The organism is Burkholderia sp. Tr-20355 (genome assembly GCF_017104685.1).
Lineage (GTDB): Bacteria > Pseudomonadota > Gammaproteobacteria > Burkholderiales > Burkholderiaceae > Burkholderia > Burkholderia seminalis.
In genome coordinates this window covers 60,262-76,489 of the sequence record NZ_JAAGPK010000023.1, presented here as the reverse complement: position 1 = coordinate 76,489, position 16,228 = coordinate 60,262, and the positions used below count along the sequence as shown (strand labels likewise).

At 64.3% G+C, this 16,228-nt stretch carries 15 protein-coding genes and 1 pseudogene; 2 read left to right on the top strand and 14 right to left on the bottom strand.

All coding sequences use genetic code 11. From position 1 onward, the window contains the following. Window positions 1-319 (top strand): annotated as a pseudogene (locus G3N62_RS09065) (RNA chaperone Hfq); the annotation flags it as partial. Window positions 320-396: 77 nt separating this feature from the next. Here the strand turns inward: G3N62_RS09065 and G3N62_RS09060 are convergent. The 14 genes from G3N62_RS09060 to G3N62_RS08995 all read right to left on the bottom strand — a co-directional run bounded on the left by G3N62_RS09060 (window position 397) and on the right by G3N62_RS08995 (window position 13,848). Continuing rightward, window positions 397-1,104, bottom strand: a complete 708-nt coding sequence (locus G3N62_RS09060; RefSeq protein WP_034190116.1) for a DUF2968 domain-containing protein — start codon at window positions 1,102-1,104, stop codon at window positions 397-399. 54 nt (window positions 1,105-1,158) lie between these two features. Then, window positions 1,159-2,550, bottom strand: coding sequence for a sigma-54 dependent transcriptional regulator (locus G3N62_RS09055; RefSeq protein WP_124669117.1), 1,392 nt, complete (start codon window positions 2,548-2,550; stop codon window positions 1,159-1,161). 13 nt (window positions 2,551-2,563) lie between these two features. After that, window positions 2,564-4,375, bottom strand: coding sequence for a TadG family pilus assembly protein (locus G3N62_RS09050; RefSeq protein WP_049032174.1), 1,812 nt, complete (start codon window positions 4,373-4,375; stop codon window positions 2,564-2,566). 12 nt (window positions 4,376-4,387) lie between these two features. Beyond that, window positions 4,388-4,711: a DUF3613 domain-containing protein gene (locus tag G3N62_RS09045; RefSeq protein WP_049032173.1), complete on the bottom strand. Its 324-nt coding sequence runs from the start codon at window positions 4,709-4,711 to the stop codon at window positions 4,388-4,390. 23 nt (window positions 4,712-4,734) lie between these two features. Then, window positions 4,735-5,562 (bottom strand): pilus assembly protein, encoded by an 828-nt coding sequence (locus tag G3N62_RS09040; RefSeq protein ID WP_049032172.1) that lies wholly within the window; start codon window positions 5,560-5,562, stop codon window positions 4,735-4,737. Between the two features lie 29 nt (window positions 5,563-5,591). After that, complete coding sequence (locus tag G3N62_RS09035) at window positions 5,592-6,590, bottom strand: type II secretion system F family protein (protein WP_049032170.1); 999 nt, start codon at window positions 6,588-6,590, stop codon at window positions 5,592-5,594. A 4-nt stretch (window positions 6,591-6,594) separates the two neighbouring features. Next, complete coding sequence (locus G3N62_RS09030) at window positions 6,595-7,575, bottom strand: type II secretion system F family protein (protein WP_124669118.1); 981 nt, start codon at window positions 7,573-7,575, stop codon at window positions 6,595-6,597. Continuing rightward, on the bottom strand, window positions 7,568-8,911 hold the full coding sequence (locus tag G3N62_RS09025; protein WP_049029455.1) for a CpaF family protein: 1,344 nt from the start codon (window positions 8,909-8,911) through the stop codon (window positions 7,568-7,570). Before G3N62_RS09025 ends, G3N62_RS09030 begins: the two co-directional genes overlap by 8 nt. A gap of 3 nt (window positions 8,912-8,914) precedes the next feature. Continuing rightward, on the bottom strand, window positions 8,915-10,153 hold the full coding sequence (locus G3N62_RS09020) for a fimbrial protein (RefSeq protein ID WP_124669119.1): 1,239 nt from the start codon (window positions 10,151-10,153) through the stop codon (window positions 8,915-8,917). A 75-nt stretch (window positions 10,154-10,228) separates the two neighbouring features. Then, window positions 10,229-11,560 carry a type II and III secretion system protein family protein gene (locus G3N62_RS09015; RefSeq protein ID WP_124669120.1) on the bottom strand — a complete coding sequence of 444 codons (1,332 nt, stop codon included), beginning with the start codon at window positions 11,558-11,560 and terminating at the stop codon, window positions 10,229-10,231. 53 nt (window positions 11,561-11,613) lie between these two features. Further along, window positions 11,614-12,513 carry a Flp pilus assembly protein CpaB gene (gene cpaB, locus G3N62_RS09010; protein WP_049032158.1) on the bottom strand — a complete coding sequence of 300 codons (900 nt, stop codon included), beginning with the start codon at window positions 12,511-12,513 and terminating at the stop codon, window positions 11,614-11,616. A gap of 90 nt (window positions 12,514-12,603) precedes the next feature. Then, on the bottom strand, window positions 12,604-13,098 hold the full coding sequence (locus G3N62_RS09005; protein WP_049032157.1) for a TadE family protein: 495 nt from the start codon (window positions 13,096-13,098) through the stop codon (window positions 12,604-12,606). Next, the gene (locus G3N62_RS09000) at window positions 13,095-13,589 is read right to left on the bottom strand and encodes a prepilin peptidase (protein WP_049032156.1); all 495 of its coding nucleotides are present in this window, start codon (window positions 13,587-13,589) and stop codon (window positions 13,095-13,097) included. The genes G3N62_RS09005 and G3N62_RS09000 overlap by 4 nt, the downstream gene beginning before the upstream one ends. Window positions 13,590-13,677: 88 nt before the next feature. Next, window positions 13,678-13,848, bottom strand: coding sequence for a Flp family type IVb pilin (locus G3N62_RS08995; RefSeq protein ID WP_049032155.1), 171 nt, complete (start codon window positions 13,846-13,848; stop codon window positions 13,678-13,680). Between the two features lie 677 nt (window positions 13,849-14,525). Between G3N62_RS08995 and G3N62_RS08990 the strand changes: the two genes are divergently transcribed. Beyond that, window positions 14,526-16,211 carry a collagen-like triple helix repeat-containing protein gene (locus tag G3N62_RS08990; protein ID WP_034190128.1) on the top strand — a complete coding sequence of 562 codons (1,686 nt, stop codon included), beginning with the start codon at window positions 14,526-14,528 and terminating at the stop codon, window positions 16,209-16,211. The last annotated feature ends 17 nt before the right edge of the window (window positions 16,212-16,228 follow it).

Below are 16,228 nucleotides of genomic sequence, written 5' to 3'. Positions count from 1 at the left end.
CCGCGGGCCGCGCACCGGCGGCCGCCCCGGCGGTCGTGAAGGCGGCGGTCACAGCCCGTACGGCTCGCACGGCGGCCCGCGCGAATCGCGTGGCGACGGCGGCGGCTACGGCTCCCGCGAACCGCGTGAAGGTTATGGCTCGCGTGAGCCGCGCGAAGGCTACGGCGCCCCGCGCGAACCCCGTGAACCGCGCGAGAGCTATGGCGCGCCGCGCGACAGCGGCGATGCCTCCGGCAACACGTCGTCGCCGGATACACGCGGCGGCAACGGTCCGGTGATCGTCACACGCCGCCGGCGGATCGTGCCGGACGGCCAGTAAAACAAAAGGGCAAGCCAACCGGCTTGCCCTTTTCGCTTGTGCGGCCGGCGCGGCATGTCGCCGCACCGCCGCCGGGTTCAGCGTGCCGACGTCGGCAGGCCCGCGTCGGCCTCACGCTGCAACGAACGCACCTGCTGCTGCAACGCGCGCAGTTGCGACTGGAGTTCGGCTTGTTGCGCCTGCAATGCCGCCGTCTCGCTGCGAACGCTCTTCTGCCGATCCGCGACCGCCGCCTGCTGCTGGCGTGCGATCGAGATGTCGGCCTGCAGGCGTCGTGCGCGATCCTGCGTGACCTCGAGCTGCTTGTCCAATTGCGCCTTCTGCGACTCCAGCTTCGCCGCCCGCAGTTCGTTGACGGCCAGCCGCTCCGCCTGGCGCGAGAAATCGCGATAGATCGCTTCCGCGCGCGTTTCGTCGTACGTCTTGATCACGCGCCAGAACGCCTTCTGCTGGAACAGCGCGACGAAGTACGCACCGTCCTTCACATTGAACAGCAGGCTCGCGCCGTAGCTGCCGTTGTAGCTCGTGCGCATTTCCGTCAGCGAGTGCGCCTGGATCTGGCGCTGCAGATCGTCGACCGTGCTCGGCCCCGTCGTCTCGCCCGCTTGCGGCTGCAGCGACGTCTGGGCCTGCGAATCGATCGCCGGAATCGCTGCTACCGGCGCCGACGCCTGCTGTACCGCCGGCGAATCGCTGCCGGCCAGCCCCTGCGCGAAAGCGCCCTGCATGCCTCCTACCAGGGCGAGCAACACGCTCACCCGCCCCAACCCCGTCATATGGCTCATGAAGTTTTATTCCCGCCCGAGTCGTTGTGATTCAGCGCGATTTTATCGCATTAATTACTCGCTTTCGCGTGTCTCGGGTTCTTCGTCGAAGATCTGATATTTGCGCATTTTTTCCCACAGTACCTTGCGGCTGATGCCGAGTTGCTGCGCCGTATCCTGCCGGCGCCAACCGTTTGCGTCGAGCGCGGCAATGACGCGGTTGCGCTCGTTCATGTCCCACTTGCTGCGATCGACGAACACCTCGGCCGCGCTCTCCACCGGCACCGGCTGGGCCGAACTGCGCGCGTGCGCGATCAGCCGCTGCAGCCGCGCGGCATCCCACCCGCCCGTCTGCCGCACCGTCACGCCGACGCGCTCGGCGAGGTTGCGCAATTCGCGCACGTTGCCGGGGAAGTAACTGTCCGCGACCGAATCCGTCAGCCAGTACGGCAGGTCCGACAGCTCCGCGAGCCGCTCCTCGCCGACGACCTGAGCGACGAACGACTTGAACAGCGCGATCTTGTCGACGGCGCCGCGCTCTTCCAGCGACGGAATGCTCAGCTCGATCACCGCGAGCCGGTAGTAGAGATCGGCGCGGAACAGCCCTTCCTTCACGAGCTGCGGCAACTTCTTGTTGCTCGCCGCGACCAGCCGGAAATCGACCTTGATCGGCGCAGTCGCTCCCACTCGCAGCACCGCGCCATCCTCGAGCACGCGCAGCAGCTTGACCTGCTGGTACAGCGGCAGATCGCCGACTTCGTCGAGAAACAGCGTGCCGCCGGCCGCCTGCTCGAAATAGCCTTTATGCGCAACAACCGCGCCCGTGAACGATCCTTTCGCATGACCGAAGAACAGCGATTCGAACAGGCCGTCGGGAATCGCGCCACAGTTCACCGGCACGAATTCGCCGTGCCGGTAACGCGAATGCTTTTCGTGCAGCAGTTGCGCGATGCGTTCCTTGCCGACGCCGGTTTCGCCGTGCAGCAGCACGTTGGTGTCGCAATCGGCGAAGGTATCGACTTCATGCAGCAGCGCCTGCATCGATTCGGAGTGCGCGACGAGTTCGGACGGCTGCGACGTTTCGGCCGAGTGCGCACGCAGCTGCGTGACGAGCTTGCCGATCATCCCGCGCAGCTCGGCGCACGTGAAGTCGAGCGGCAGGATGTGCGAATAATCGGGCGGATATTGCGACGCGTCGTGGTCGCGCGCCGCGCCGACCCAGACCACCGGCATGCCGATGTTGGCCTGCCAGTCGCGCAGGAACGCGGCGCCGCCTTCGATCATCGTCACGCTGATGATCGCGAGCGACGGCCGCAATGCGGCGCGCTCGGGCGAGATCTCCGCGTTGTCGGCGCGGATCACTTCGACGTCGAAGCTCGCCATGCACCGGGCGACGCGGTCGACAATGTCCGCCTTGCCTTCCCAGACGTACAGGTCGAGCTCTTCGATTGCGGGCGTATTTCTCATCTGATCTGCTTCTTCAGTAAACCGTTTGGGCGACCCCGCAACTGAGCGAGATCTGATGGACCGTCGCCGCGCCGACCTGGACGCCAAGCAGATTCAGCAGCGGAACGAGGACTGCGTCAAGACTCGATAGGAGCGGGCCGAGCAGGCCGGTCAAAAAGGTGAGCAACGTGGAAACGAAGTTCCCAGGGACCGTCAGGATATTCGCACCGAACAAGCCGAGGTTGACCGTGATCTTCGCGGCCGCGAGCTGCGTCAAGGCCGAACTGAGCGCCGAACCCAGCGCATTCGAATTCACCGTCCAGTAGTCCGCATCGATCCCGGGCACGCCATTGAAGGTATGCGATTGGGCAGCGCCTTGCACCTGAACCGATACGTTGGACAGCGTCGCCGTCAACTGCGCAAGTCCGAGCACGTTCGCATTGATGATCTGCCCGGGCGACGTACAACTGTAAGCCGACGACAGGCTAATCTTGCCGGACGAATCGAGCGGCGGCTGGCCAATGCACAGATTGGCTACGCCCGGTTGAGCAGTAATGACGACCGTGCTCGCCGCCTGCGTGGACGCACATTGCGTCGAATTCAACGTTGCGGTGCCGGTACCGACTTGCAGATAAATCGGCAGGTTCACATCGACATTCACGTTCAGCAAATTCAGCAACGCGCCGACCAGTGGCAATTGCGTCGTGCCAAGATCGACATTGAGATATACACCCACCGCAGCGGTCGACGCCTTCGTGCGCCACGTTCCCGTCGATGGATCGATCCCGCCTTCGCCGATGCCGATCGATGGAGGGCTGATGATCTGCACCTGCAGTTGCGTCCCCGTCAGCCCGCCGAGATTCAGCGACGGCACATTGACCGTGACCGCCGGCTTGCCCGTTGCTGCGATTTCCGCACTGACGAGCAGCAGATCGAGCAGGTCCACCTGCGCATTGAGTGCCGCCTGCGTATCCGCGAGCGCGACGTTCAGCAATCCGCCCGCTCCGCCGAGGCCAATCGACGTCCCCGGAATGTTGGCGTTCAGGATCGCCTGCAGCGTGGCGAGGCTCGCCTGCAGGCTTGCGTTCGCGACGGTCGTTTGCGTGGCCGCGTTCACCATCAGTTGGACCAGTTGCGGCAACGTGAGCTTGAGCGCAAGCAATTGATCGACCGTGCCGACGCCAGCCGCCACGACGAGATCGCCGATCGTCACGTTCGTACATGCGAGCGATTGATACGACCCGATGTTGAGGTTCAGGCCGGCGCCGAGCAGCCCGCCGATCAGTCCGTTGACGAGCCCTGGATTGCCGGACACCGGGGCAGATCCGCCGGCGCAGCCGACACCACCGAGCGCGGCAAGGGTTGCGCCGACCGAGAAGGTATCGATGTTCGTCGACCGCGCGGTCGATACAGCGGATACGGGCTGCGGCGGTCCAACGAAGAAGAACGGCACCTGACGCGTGACGATCACCTTGGCCGCGTTCAACTGCGTGGTCCCTGGGGTCGCGGAAGCGTAGTAGCTGGGTTTCGGGTTGACCGCCGTGTCCCAGCGGCCACATTCGACACTGATCGTATCGCCGTTCGATGCATTGAGCCCGTTCGACTGCGCATTGCTGGTCGCGGTGGCCGTCGGCTGCGAACACGCGTCATCCATCCGCTGCACGGCCGCGAGCGCGGCCATGTCGGCAATCCGCTGCACGTCCCGACGCTGATAAAAGAGATTACCGACGCCAATGGCGCCGAGCGTCGTGATGGCGATCAGCGTCGCGATGATCGCCATCACCGAGAACGCGCCGCGCTGACGTGCCGCGCGGCGGATAGCGCCGCCATCGTGCCGGGTATTCACCGTTTTGCTCCGTCAACGCGCGAGGTCGCCACCGGACAGTCCACCGCTGCCACCGCTATTGCCGCCGCCCGACGCCGACATCGTGCCGAACCACTGCGGAATCGTCGTCTTGAACGAGTCGATATAGCGCTGATAGGCATACGTCCCAGCCGCGCCGTCGATCGGTTGCGGCGTGACGGCCGCGCGATTCGAACGCTGCAGGTCGAGCAGAGCGTTCGTAGCATGACCGATTTCGGACGCCGGCGTGTCGCCTTGCGCATGCGCGATGCCCGCGCCAAGCGTGCACGCGAACGCGATGCACACTGCTTGCACGCGGATTGAGGAAAGGTGAAACATGATGGCCTCCGTGAATATCGTCGTTATCGCGCGAAACGCTGCAGCAGCGGCACCGCAAGATCGAAGTTGTCGCTGCTCGCAACCGACGGCACGGGCACATTGCCTGGCACGTGTGCGACTGCGCGTTGTTTCGCGCGCATCGCGGCCTCGACCTTCATCTCGTCGTCGCGAATCTGGCCGCGCACCGCGGGCGAAAGCTTCTGCTGATCCATCAGCCGCCGCGCGTCCTTCGCATGACCGCTCGCGAGCAGATAAAGCACAAAGTTGCTGAGGATTTTCGGGTTCTTCTGCTCGAGTTCGGCTGCCTTCAGCAGCGGCACGCGTGCGCCTGCCAGGTCGCCTTCGCGCATTTTCGAATATGCGAGGTCGGACAGCGTCGCCGCATCGGTCGGCGCAAGCACCGTCGCCTGTTCGAGTTGCTGCGCGGCAAGCGCAAAATCGCCACGGGCGCCGGCGGTCAGACCCAGCCCGCGGTAGCCGCGCGCGGCGAGCGGTGACGTCAGCAACTTCGTATAGGCGGCCACGCCGGCGTCGTACTGACCGGTCGCGCGCAATGCGTCGGCACGCAGCAGAATCGTGTCCGGCGATGCACCATATTGCTTCTCGTACTGATCGATGTGGGCCAGTGACGCAAAATACAATCCCTGCCCCTGCATCCGCTCGATCAAGCCCAGGTACATGCCTGGCGTATCGGGTGGTGCACTCTTGTCGGCAGCCGCCTGCATCAGCGCGCCGCGCTCGGCCTGCGCACCGATCCCGTATCCGGACTCCTTGAACAACGAGCACCCGCCGGCGAGCAACCCGACCGCCGTCGCCCCTGCGATCGTGCGGATCCAACCAAATCGATTCATCTTGTGTCGCTCCTTCCCCTCATGCCGCGTCAGTGCTGAAACGCGGCAAGCGCGGACAGCACGGTCATGATCCCGGGCCCCGCGGTAACGATCAACAGCGCCGGCAACAGTGTGACAATCATGACGCCAGTCATCTTCACCGTCAGGCGGCCGATCTGCTCCCGCAGCGTCGCACGACGCCCTTCGCGCAGTCGGTCGCCAAACTGCTTCAGCGGCTCCTGCACCGCGCCGCCGTGCTTGTCCACCTGGATCAGCAATCGCACGATCGCACGCAGATCCTCGTTGTCGAAGCTGTTCGTGAGACGTTGCAGCGATTGTTCGCGCGTGCGTCCGGCCGCGAACTGCCGTTGCGCAACGCCGAGCTCCCACGACAATACGGGCAGCATGGTCTGAAAATCGTGCGTGACAACCTGAATGCTCTGGTCGAGCGACAGACCGACACCCTGCAGCAGCCTCAGCATGTCGACAAGCAGCGGTAATTCAGCCGCAATGCTCTGTCGGCGTGCAGTGGCACGCCGACGCACGTAAATTTTCGGCAACATGTAGCCGGTCACGAGCGCGAAGGAGATCCAGAGCGGCCAGCGCGCCTCATGTCCGCGGCTGACCAGTACCAACATGGCGAGCGCCGGCAGCAGGATGGCGCCAACGATGCGCGCACTGACAAACAGCGCTCTCGCACGAACGTCGACAAAACCGCACTGATCCAGCAATTGGCGATCCTCGTCGGCGATCAGATATCGGCTGAAGCCGGTTTCGAGCCACCGCATCCCGACGTCTTCGAAGCGTTCGCGCAGCCCCGCGAAACGCCCGCGCGCTGCAGCAGGTGCTGCCGCATCGCGCGCAGGCTCGGCGGAACCGGCTCGCGCTGCGGCCGCTTCGATTGCCGCAGTCCGTCGGTCAAGCGCATTCACCAGCGCACGCTCGGCACGCTGCACGAGTACGACGCGAACGATCGCGAGCGCGGCAAGCAGCAACACGCCGACCGATCCGAGCACCAGCGCCAGTGCGCCTAAACGGTTTGCATCCATCGATTCACCTCAGCCGCGCAAGCCGATACAGCCAGAAACCACCTATCGCCTGCAGCGCAAACGCCAGATAAATCAGTTGGCGCCCGGAGTCGTCATTCCACATCGCCGTGAAGTAGCGCGGGCTCGTGGAGATGACGAAGCTACCGACTGCGATCGGCAACAGCGCCAGCACCCATGCAGACAGCCTGGTCTCGGCCGACATCGCGGACAGCTCGCGTTCGGCCTGCTCGAGATCGCGCATGAACGTCGACATCCGATCGAGCATCACGTCTGCCCGGCCGCCATAGCGAACCGACAGACGCAGCACAGCACCGACCAGTTCGAATTCGCGAATCCGGTACGTGTGTGCAATGTGCAGCATCGCACGATCGATCTCGACGCCAGAGCGCAGCATCTGCGACACGTCGTCGAGGCAACGGCGCAACGGCATCTCGGCCGTCTGAAGCGCTGACTGGAAAGCCGCCGGTACGCTGTTCCCGAGAGTCACGAGCCGAACGATCCCGTCGAGGAACGACGGCAACTGGCGGACGATCTTCAGGCGGCGCCGGCTGATACGCGATGTAATCCACAGGACGACAAGCACCCCGCCCGCAATAAGCGCAGCTGCGGCCGCGAGCATCCCGCCGGCCATGCCGGCCCACAGCGCGAGCAGCGCAATGATCGCGAGCCCCAGCACAAGGCCGGCGCGCACTTCATCGAGGCCTGCGCGGTCGGACAGCACGGTCCACGCGTCGAACACCAACGAGCGCCAGCGCGCCAAACCCTGTTCCGACGCCTGCGCGTTCACCATACCGGCCGCCGCGGTACGCATGGTGCGTGCGTCGCCGGCCGGCAGTTCGGTGCGTGCGCCCTGGCCCACCCGGCTGTCGAAGAATCGTTGCGTATGCGCGCGCCCTTCCCGCACCTGGCTTCCGCGCCACAGCAGCAACCCGGCCGCCGCACAGATCAGCGCGAACATCAGCGCGAGCAAGGTGGCGCTAGACATTGAAACCTCCGCCACGCCCGAAATTGCCGCCGAACCCGCCGCCGCTCGACACCAGCGTGTTACGGAAACGTGCAAGCTTCGGCGAATGCGGATGAATGCCGAGCGACTCCCAATGATCGATCTCGTCGCCCTCAGGCGTAACGCGCGCCTCGTAGCGATACAGTTCCTGCGTCGATACGATGTTGTCCGACATGCCGGTGACTTCGGTGATCGACAGGATGCGCCGACGACCGTTGGACAGCCGGCCAATCTGTACGATGAAATCGATCGCATTGGCAATCTGCCGGCGCAGACTTGCTTCGGTACCCTGAAAACCGGCGAAACCGGCAAGCATCTCGAGCCGGTACAGGCACTCACGCGGCGAACTCGCGTGCACGGTGCCCATCGATCCGTCGTGACCTGTATTCATCGCCTGCAGCATTTCGAGCACTTCGCCGCCGCGCACTTCGCCGACGATGATTCGGTCCGGCCGCATCCGCAACGTGTTTCGCAACAGGTCGCGAATCGTCACGACGCCGCTGCCGTCAAACCCGCCTGGACGGCTCTCGAGCCGCACGACGTGCGGGTGATTCAACGACAATTCGGCCGTATCCTCGATCGTCACGACGCGTTCGGCCATGGGAATATGGAACGCGAGCGCGTTCAGCAGCGACGTCTTGCCCGAACTGGTGCCGCCCGACACGAGGACGTTGCAGCGCGCCTCGACCGCGGCCTCGAGCAACCGGCCAATTTCTTCGTTGTAGGTGCCGTTGCCAAGCAGATCCTCGGGCTTCAGCGGGTCCTTGCGGAACTTACGGATCGACACGACCGGACCGTCGATCGACAGCGGTTCGATCACGACGTTGACACGGCCGCCGTCGGGCAGCCGCGCATCGACCATCGGATTCGATTCGTCGAGTCGCCGGCCAACCGGAGCGAGAATCCGTCGCACGATCCTCAGCAGATGGGCGTTGTCGGTAAAGCGGATCGGCAGCTTCGACAGGATCCCGTGCCGTGACACGTAGATGTCGTTGTAGCCGTTGATCAGGATGTCTTCGACGTGCGGATCCGCCAGCAGGTCTTCGATCGGCCCGAAACCGGCGAGCTCCTTCGTCAGCGCCTCGGCAACGGCACGCACCTCACTCTCGTTGAGCGGGATCCGCCGTAGCCGCACGAAGCTGTCGATCTCGAGATCGACGAACTGGTTGATCGCCTGTCGCGACCAGCGGCCGAATTCGGCGCCCAGTTCCTCAATCCGCGTGAGCAGATGTTCGTGAGCGGCATTCTTGATGTCGTGGAACTGTTGCGTTTGCGAGAACGGCGCTGCGCCGTCGGCAAATTGAATGTCGTGTGCCATCACTTACGACCGCTTCGTTGAGGATTGAATGATTCGCCTGAGCGCCGAGAGACCGCCGGCCGCACGCTGTGCCGCTCCCGGCGCCGGCGCACCCGCGAGGCGCTCGACCAACGGTCCGAGCGCACGTACATACGGATCGCGTTCCGTGACTTCCGCAATCAGCTTGCCCTGGTTCGCCGCATGCCCGATGGACACCCGCCGTGACGGTAACGTCGCGACCAGCGACAACTCCAGCCGTTCGGCGATCTGTGCAGGCATCAGCCCGAGATCTGCGTCGAACTGGTTGACGACGAGCCGAATCCGTTCGGTCGCGGCCCCCGCGTCGCGCAGCCCGTCCAGCATCTCCACCGCCGATACGACCGACGCCACGCCCTGATCGCACACGAGCCATGCTTCGTCCGCAAGATTCACGACCTGCGCGATGAATTCGCGATTCGGGAACCCGCCGAGATCGACAATCTGGTGATCGAAGAACGCCCGCAGCCGATTGAGCAATGCCGAGCACGACGCCGTTGCAACCTCGCGCAGATCGGCGAGGTTCGGCGGGAGCGTCGTCAGTGCAACACCACTCGAATGGCGCGCGAGCGCAGTCGTCACGAACGTGCGGTCGATTCGACGCAGGTTGCGTACGGCTTCGACGAAATGGAATTCGCAGCGCGTATTCAGGAACAATGCACCGTCGCCAGCCGGCAATCCGAGATCAAGGAGCGCCGCCGTCAGTGCGGGATCGGCAGGCCGCCGCTGCATCAACACCGACAGGTTCGCGGCCAGCGTGCTCACGCCCATCCCGGCGCGAGCGCCGAGCAACGCGGTGACCTTCCCGTGCCGATTCGCCGGCTCACCGACGTTGTCGAGCAACACTCGCGTGATCCGCAGCGCCTCGTCAGCCGGCGCGGAAAAATCGACAAAATCGCGCACGCCCGCGCGCAGCGCGGCGAGTGCTCCCTCCGGTTGCGCGAGCGAACCCAGCGCGACGACCGGCACCCCTGGATGTGATACGCGTACCGCGGCGACAACCGTACTCGCCGCCGCGCAATCACCCGAAAAATCGATGAACACCAGCGCAGGATTCAACACGCCGATGCGCTGCGACAATGCTGCACCATCGAGCGGCGCGCCCTCGACGGCGCCGGCCGAGACCAGCGACTGCGACAGCCAATGCACATGCTCCGCAAGCGAGGATGCGCACACGAAGTGGTCGGTGACGGCGGGCTCAGACAAAGAATAGGTTCTCGCATTCATCTTGGATACTCCCAATGAAGCAAGGCATCGCGTCGCGCGCGACGGCCTGCGCTGCCCCGTAACGACTCGGCGCGCTCATTTCGAGAACCCCGGTCCTGCGTCTGGCGACGCCATGCCGCCCAGATAAGAACGCCACACGGGAGCATCGCGCTGCTCGGACAGTTCGCCCGGCGTCGCCGGCAGCGATGCGCCTTGCGCAATCGGTGCGACGAGGTGCGGCGTAACGATGATCACGAGTTCCTTGTCGTTCTGCTGGTAACTCAGATTCTTGAAAAACGCGCCGATGATGGGCAGATCACCCAGGAACGGCACCTTGTTGACGTTGGACGTCGTCTCCCGGTCGACCAAGCCGCCGATGACGAAGCTTTCGCCATCGCCAAGTTCGACGGTTGTGTCCGCACGTCGCGTTGTCAGCGCGGGCACCTGGATTCCGTTGATCGTGATCGAATGCACGAAGTCGAGCTGGCTCGACTCGGGTGCGACCTTCAGCGCGATCCGCCGCGGGTTCAGCACGGTCGGCGTGACAGTGAGCCCAACACCATAAGGTTTCCACTCGATGGAAATCGTGCCGAGCGATTGCGGCACCGGCACCGGAATTTCTCCGCCCGCGAGGAAGTTCGCACTCTGGCCGGACAACGCGACAAGCGTAGGCTGGGCAAGCACGCGGGCAAGATTGTTCGCCTCAAGAATCGACAGATCCGCGAACAGCCCATGCGACACCGAGTTGACGACGAGGTTGAACGCAGAAGAAATCGGCACGTTCGTATTGTATGTAAGCGAGCCGCCCGGCGTACCGGTAATCGACGTCAGCCCCGTCGGCGCGAATGCACCGAACGAAAAACCGTTGCTCTGCTTGAAGAAGTTGAGACCCGCCTGCTTCAGCACCGAACGGCTGAATTCAACGACACGCACGTCAACCTGCACGACGTTCTTGCCGGAAATCGTCGACGCATCAAGCGTCGTCCCGTCCTTGCCGCTGACTGTCTTCGCTGCATGAACCGCCCGCTGATGCCCGTCGAGGGTCCCGGACGCGCCGCCGATCACCGTCGTGCCGCCATACGTATTCACGCTCGGCGATGCACCGTCAAGCAGTGCACGCGCGGCACCACTCGTGACATTCACGTTGTAGACGGTCGGTTCGTCACGGCCACGCTCCCAGATCATCACATTCGTCGACCCGGCATTCTTCGCGACGAGCAACACGCCGCCGCGCCCACCCTTCACGACAAGCACATCGGCGACCGACGGATCACCAATCGCAACCCGCTGCAGCGTGTGCCCCATTGCAAGCTGCCGTTGTGCGCCGACCGCAAGGCTGATCGTCCCGCTCGTGTCGGCCGCGTCCGACAGCGGCGGCATTGCCAGCGCGCTCAATGCAATAGCCAATCCAATCAGTTTCTTTTTCATTGTTTTGGAGGCATCGATCCGCCCCCCTTCTCTGGTTGTCGTCTTCGTCCCGCTCAATAGGCGACCGTCTCGGCCCGCCCACCCCGAATCACTTCGATGCTGCCACCGCCCGCATGCCGCGTGGCTGCCCGCACCACCGCACGCGGGGCCGGCGCCGTCGCGCTCTTCGACAACTCACCCAGCATCACGCCGGCTGCGGCGAGCGCTGACGGACTCTTGTCGTCACCCACACGGACCGCGACGGTCTGCGTCGCGACATCGTCGTCGCGCGGGCTGCGAAGCGCGAGGACGATCCGGCCGCTCTGTTCGGCAAGCGTCAGCGCATCCACCTGCGCGGTCGGCACTGCCAGCACCGCGGTCCGTATCCCGACCACGGAACCGTTTGAGCTGTCTCGCTCGGTTGTGGCATCGCCAAACGACAGCACGCGGACCTTCGACATCAGCAATCGAGCCTGAGTATTCACGATCTCGGCCGTCGACGTCCCGCCAATCGCCACGCCAGTCCCATCGCGTTTCAGGTTCAGGAACACGTCGACATAGTTGCCGGGCCGCACCCGGTTGCCAACCGCGTTGGTCTCGTCGACCTTGATCGCGACGGCGCGTTCTCCCGGTGCGATCTGCTCGGCAAGGCCGGAGGACAGTGCGCTTGCAACGACGGCCGCCTGCGCGGGAATGTCGGCAGCGGGAATGCGGCCAACCAGTTGCAGCGGATCGGCAAACGCACCCTTTGGCGCGGCCGTCGACTGTTGAATCTTCAACGCATCGGCCGGAATCGGCTGGCCGGCCTGCAATGGCCGGGTCGCCACAACGACGGGCACGCTTTGCGTCGCCACCGTCGCGGCAACCGGCGCGACGTCGGCCGGCTTGCGGCCGAGCATCCACGCATAGACGCCGAGCAGGACCGCGATCGCGATCAGCAAGCCCGCAATGATCTTCGTCAGGTTGTTGGCCATGGTGTTGTTATGCTTCCCCGCTACTCACGATTGAATTCTTCGTGCGACGTTGCCGGCCAGGCGTTCTCGACCCGGCACCATCGCTTCCATCTATAAGATGTTGACCGGGCTGATCTGCACCATCGCGGTTCCGACGAGCGCCGACGGCACCGGCAACAGCGAGCCGAGCAGCGGAAACGGCGGGACCAGCGGGTTTTGCGAATACGGATAGGTCAGCGTAATCTGCACGCACAGCATCGTCGTGTCGTATGAACAGCTACCTTGCTGCGTCGGCGTGCATGTCGCCCCTTTCAGCCACGTAGTGAGGTTCGTTGCGGCCGTGCAGGCGGCCTGCGCCCGCGCCGCAAGCGCGGCTTGCTGCGCCGCCGGCACCGAAGCAGCCGCCCCAACCTGCTGATAATTCAGCGCGGCGCGAGCGCCCTCGGTTGCCGCAAGCGTCAGGTTTTGCTGCGCGGCGAAGATCATTCCGTACGTGATGATCGCGTACAGGATCAGAAAGAACACCGGCAGCATCAACGCAAATTCAATAGCCGTCGCGCCACGCTCGCGACGCCGGATTCCTGATGCGAGACGAGAGAACGTCATTGAATTCCCCCGGTCGCGATCCGGTACACGCACCACAACGCCGCCGGAATCACGAGAAAGGCGGCATACGGCGACGCGCGGAAACCGGCAATCTCCATCGTCGGAGCACGTCGCTGCCACAGCGCAGACACCGGCGTACGGGTGGCAACGATCAGCGTGCCGGCATGGGCAAACGCGAGCAGGCTCGCCACGATCCAAAGCCACAACAGCGCATGGGCACCACACCACGCGCCCAGTACCGCGAATACCTTGACATCCGCAGCACCCATTACGCGCAGCACGAAAAATGGGAAAAGACTGATGAGGCCAATCAGTACGCCGACGAGCGCCTGATTTACCGATATGCCGAACGGGTTGTGTCCGGAGAGCACAAATGCAGCCACGAACCCACCGATCACCAGTGAATTCGGTATACGCCTGTGACGAATATCCTCGAGCGCGACGAGTACCGCCCACGCGAGGAAAACCCCGACGCCAGTTAGCAGGATCATTTACGCCCCGAGCGGCAAAACTTACCTACGCGGATTGCCGAAGCAACCCGCGCCCCTATCAGCAGGGAATTGAGCGAAAGCTCGTTCGTTATGCCGCCGGCAACTTGCTCGCGATGTAGCTGAACGCCCCCGAGATGCCACCCGTCAGCGTGGACATGGCACTGACGAGAGCGACTGCGATAAGTCCGGCAATGAGTCCATACTCGACTGCGGTAACCCCGTTTTCTTCCGAAAGGAAACGCTTGATGATTGCTTTCATTTTATTCCTCGTGCCTGTATTTACGTTTTCTGGCCTTTTATACGTATACGTCCCCGCATATCTGGCCGCTTTGCCCCGCTCGTTCGCCACATCTGCTGCAACGACAACCGGGTGCGCTTTCTTTATAGGTCGCCCCGAAGGGCATTGCTCACAATTTGATGCAAGTTAACATTCGCGATAGTGACCCTCCTCGAACGTTGTGTACCGAACCGTACATTTGCTTACATCTGCTCCGGATTCTATATCCGATCCTATTTAAGTTCCAACCTCTTTTAACGACTCTGTCGGAAAAAATCTTCAGGAGCACAGCGTATTTGTACGGCGTTTCGGTACGACTTACACATAGGATTTACGATAGGTTAGATGTGCACGCCTAATCCACCAGTAAAACAATTGCCTCGTCCATCAAGCCCGCTCGCCACCCACGTTACGCCGCACGCGTAACGCCAATGTTGTGACGTTACGTTACGAAACGGCCGAAACCGTTCTCATTCATCTGCACTTAAACAGATTCAACAATCTTTCAATCTCCGCGACTTCCTTTCCCGACAAGGAATTGCGTCGTTTAAAACCGGTTGTCGACCTGCCGGGCATCGAAATGGCACGACAGTTGCAGAGTAGTCCTCGCACCACTCAACACAACGCAGTTCACAACACATTTTTAATGCGAGGAAGAAATGGACATCAAGGTTATCCCTCATGGCGTGTTCCGGACGACTCTGATCGCGGCCACCGTTGCAGCCATGCTTTCCCTCTCCGCGTGCGGCGGTTCCGGTTCGATCAGCCAGGGGCTCGGCGGCGGCTCGAGCTCGGGCGGCGGTGACACGATCTCGACGTCGGGTGGCGGCAGCTCCGGCACGAGCGGCACCTCGGGCACGAGCGGTAGCTCCGGCACCAGCGGCACCTCGGGCACGAGCGGTACCTCCGGCACCAGCGGCACCTCGGGCACGAGCGGCACCTCCGGTACCAGCGGAACCTCGGGCACGAGCGGTACGTCGGGCACGTCGGGTGTGTCGTCGAACGCGGTGGGACAGGTCCTCGCAAGCAGCAGCAATATCGTCACGGGTGTCGGCGGCACCGTCTCCGGTCTCGGCTCCGTCATCGGCAGCCAGTCGCTGCCGGGCGTCAACCCGGCCACCACGCAAGCCGCAGGCGGCATCGTGCAAAGCGTCGGCGGCGCGGTGACCGCACTCGGCAACGGCCTCGGCAACGGTCTCGGCCAGCTCGGCGCAACGAAGGATCCGCTCGGCACCACGCTCGCCAGCACGGGAGGCGTCGTCAACCAGCTGGGCGGCGCAGTCACGGACACCGGCAAACTGGTCACGAGCCTCGGCAGCGGCCCGCTGTCGCCGCTCGCACCGGTCACGGGTGCCGTCGGCGGCCTCGTGTCGACGCTCGGCGGCGCCGTATCGAACGGCGGCACGACCCTCACCAATGCGCTGTCGACCGGCCCGATCCAGCAAGTCACGCAGACGGTCAGCTCGGCCATCACGCCGATCACGACGATGGTCGGCCAGACGACCCAGACGATCGGCACGGCCACCGGCCTCGGCGCACCGGTCAACACGCTGCTCGGCACGATCGGCAACGGGCTGAACCAGGCCGGCGCACTGCTCGCGTCGACGGGCGGCAATCCGGTCACGACAGGCCTCGGCAACACCGTCTCGGCGACGGGCAATACCGTGAAGGCCGTCGGCGGCCTGCTCACGGGCGGCACCGGCGGCGTGACCAACCCGCTCGCCCCGCTCACGGGCCTCGTCTCCACGGTTACCGGCGCACTCGGCGGCGCAACGGGTGGCGGCAGCGGCCCGCTCGCACCGGTCACCGGCCTCGTCTCCACGGTCACCGGCGCACTCGGCGGCGCAACGGGTGGCGGCAGCGGCCCGCTCGCACCGGTCACCGGCCTCGTCTCCACGGTCACCGGCGCACTCGGTGGCGCAGCAGGCGGCGGCAGCGGCCCGCTTGCACCGGTCACCGGCCTCGTCTCCACGGTCACCGGCGCACTCGGCGGTGCAACGGGCGGAACGAGCGGCGGCCCGCTCGCACCGGTTACCGGTCTCGTCTCGACGGTCACGGGTGCGCTCGGCGGTGCAACGGGCGGAACGAGCGGCGGTCCGCTCGCCCCGGTCACGGGTCTCCTCGGTGCAGTCACGGGTGCGCTAGGCGGCGTGGCCGGCAGCGCAGGCGGCAGCAGCCCGCTCGCCCCGGTGACGAATGCCGTCTCGACGGTCACCAGTTCGGTCGGCGTACCGGCACTGAGCGGCGGCACGGGTGCGGTCACGAACTCGGGCTCGTCGTCGAACCCGCTCGCGCCTGTCACGTCGCTGATCGGCGGCCTGCTCGGCGGCACGCACGGCAAGTAATCCGACATCCATTCATC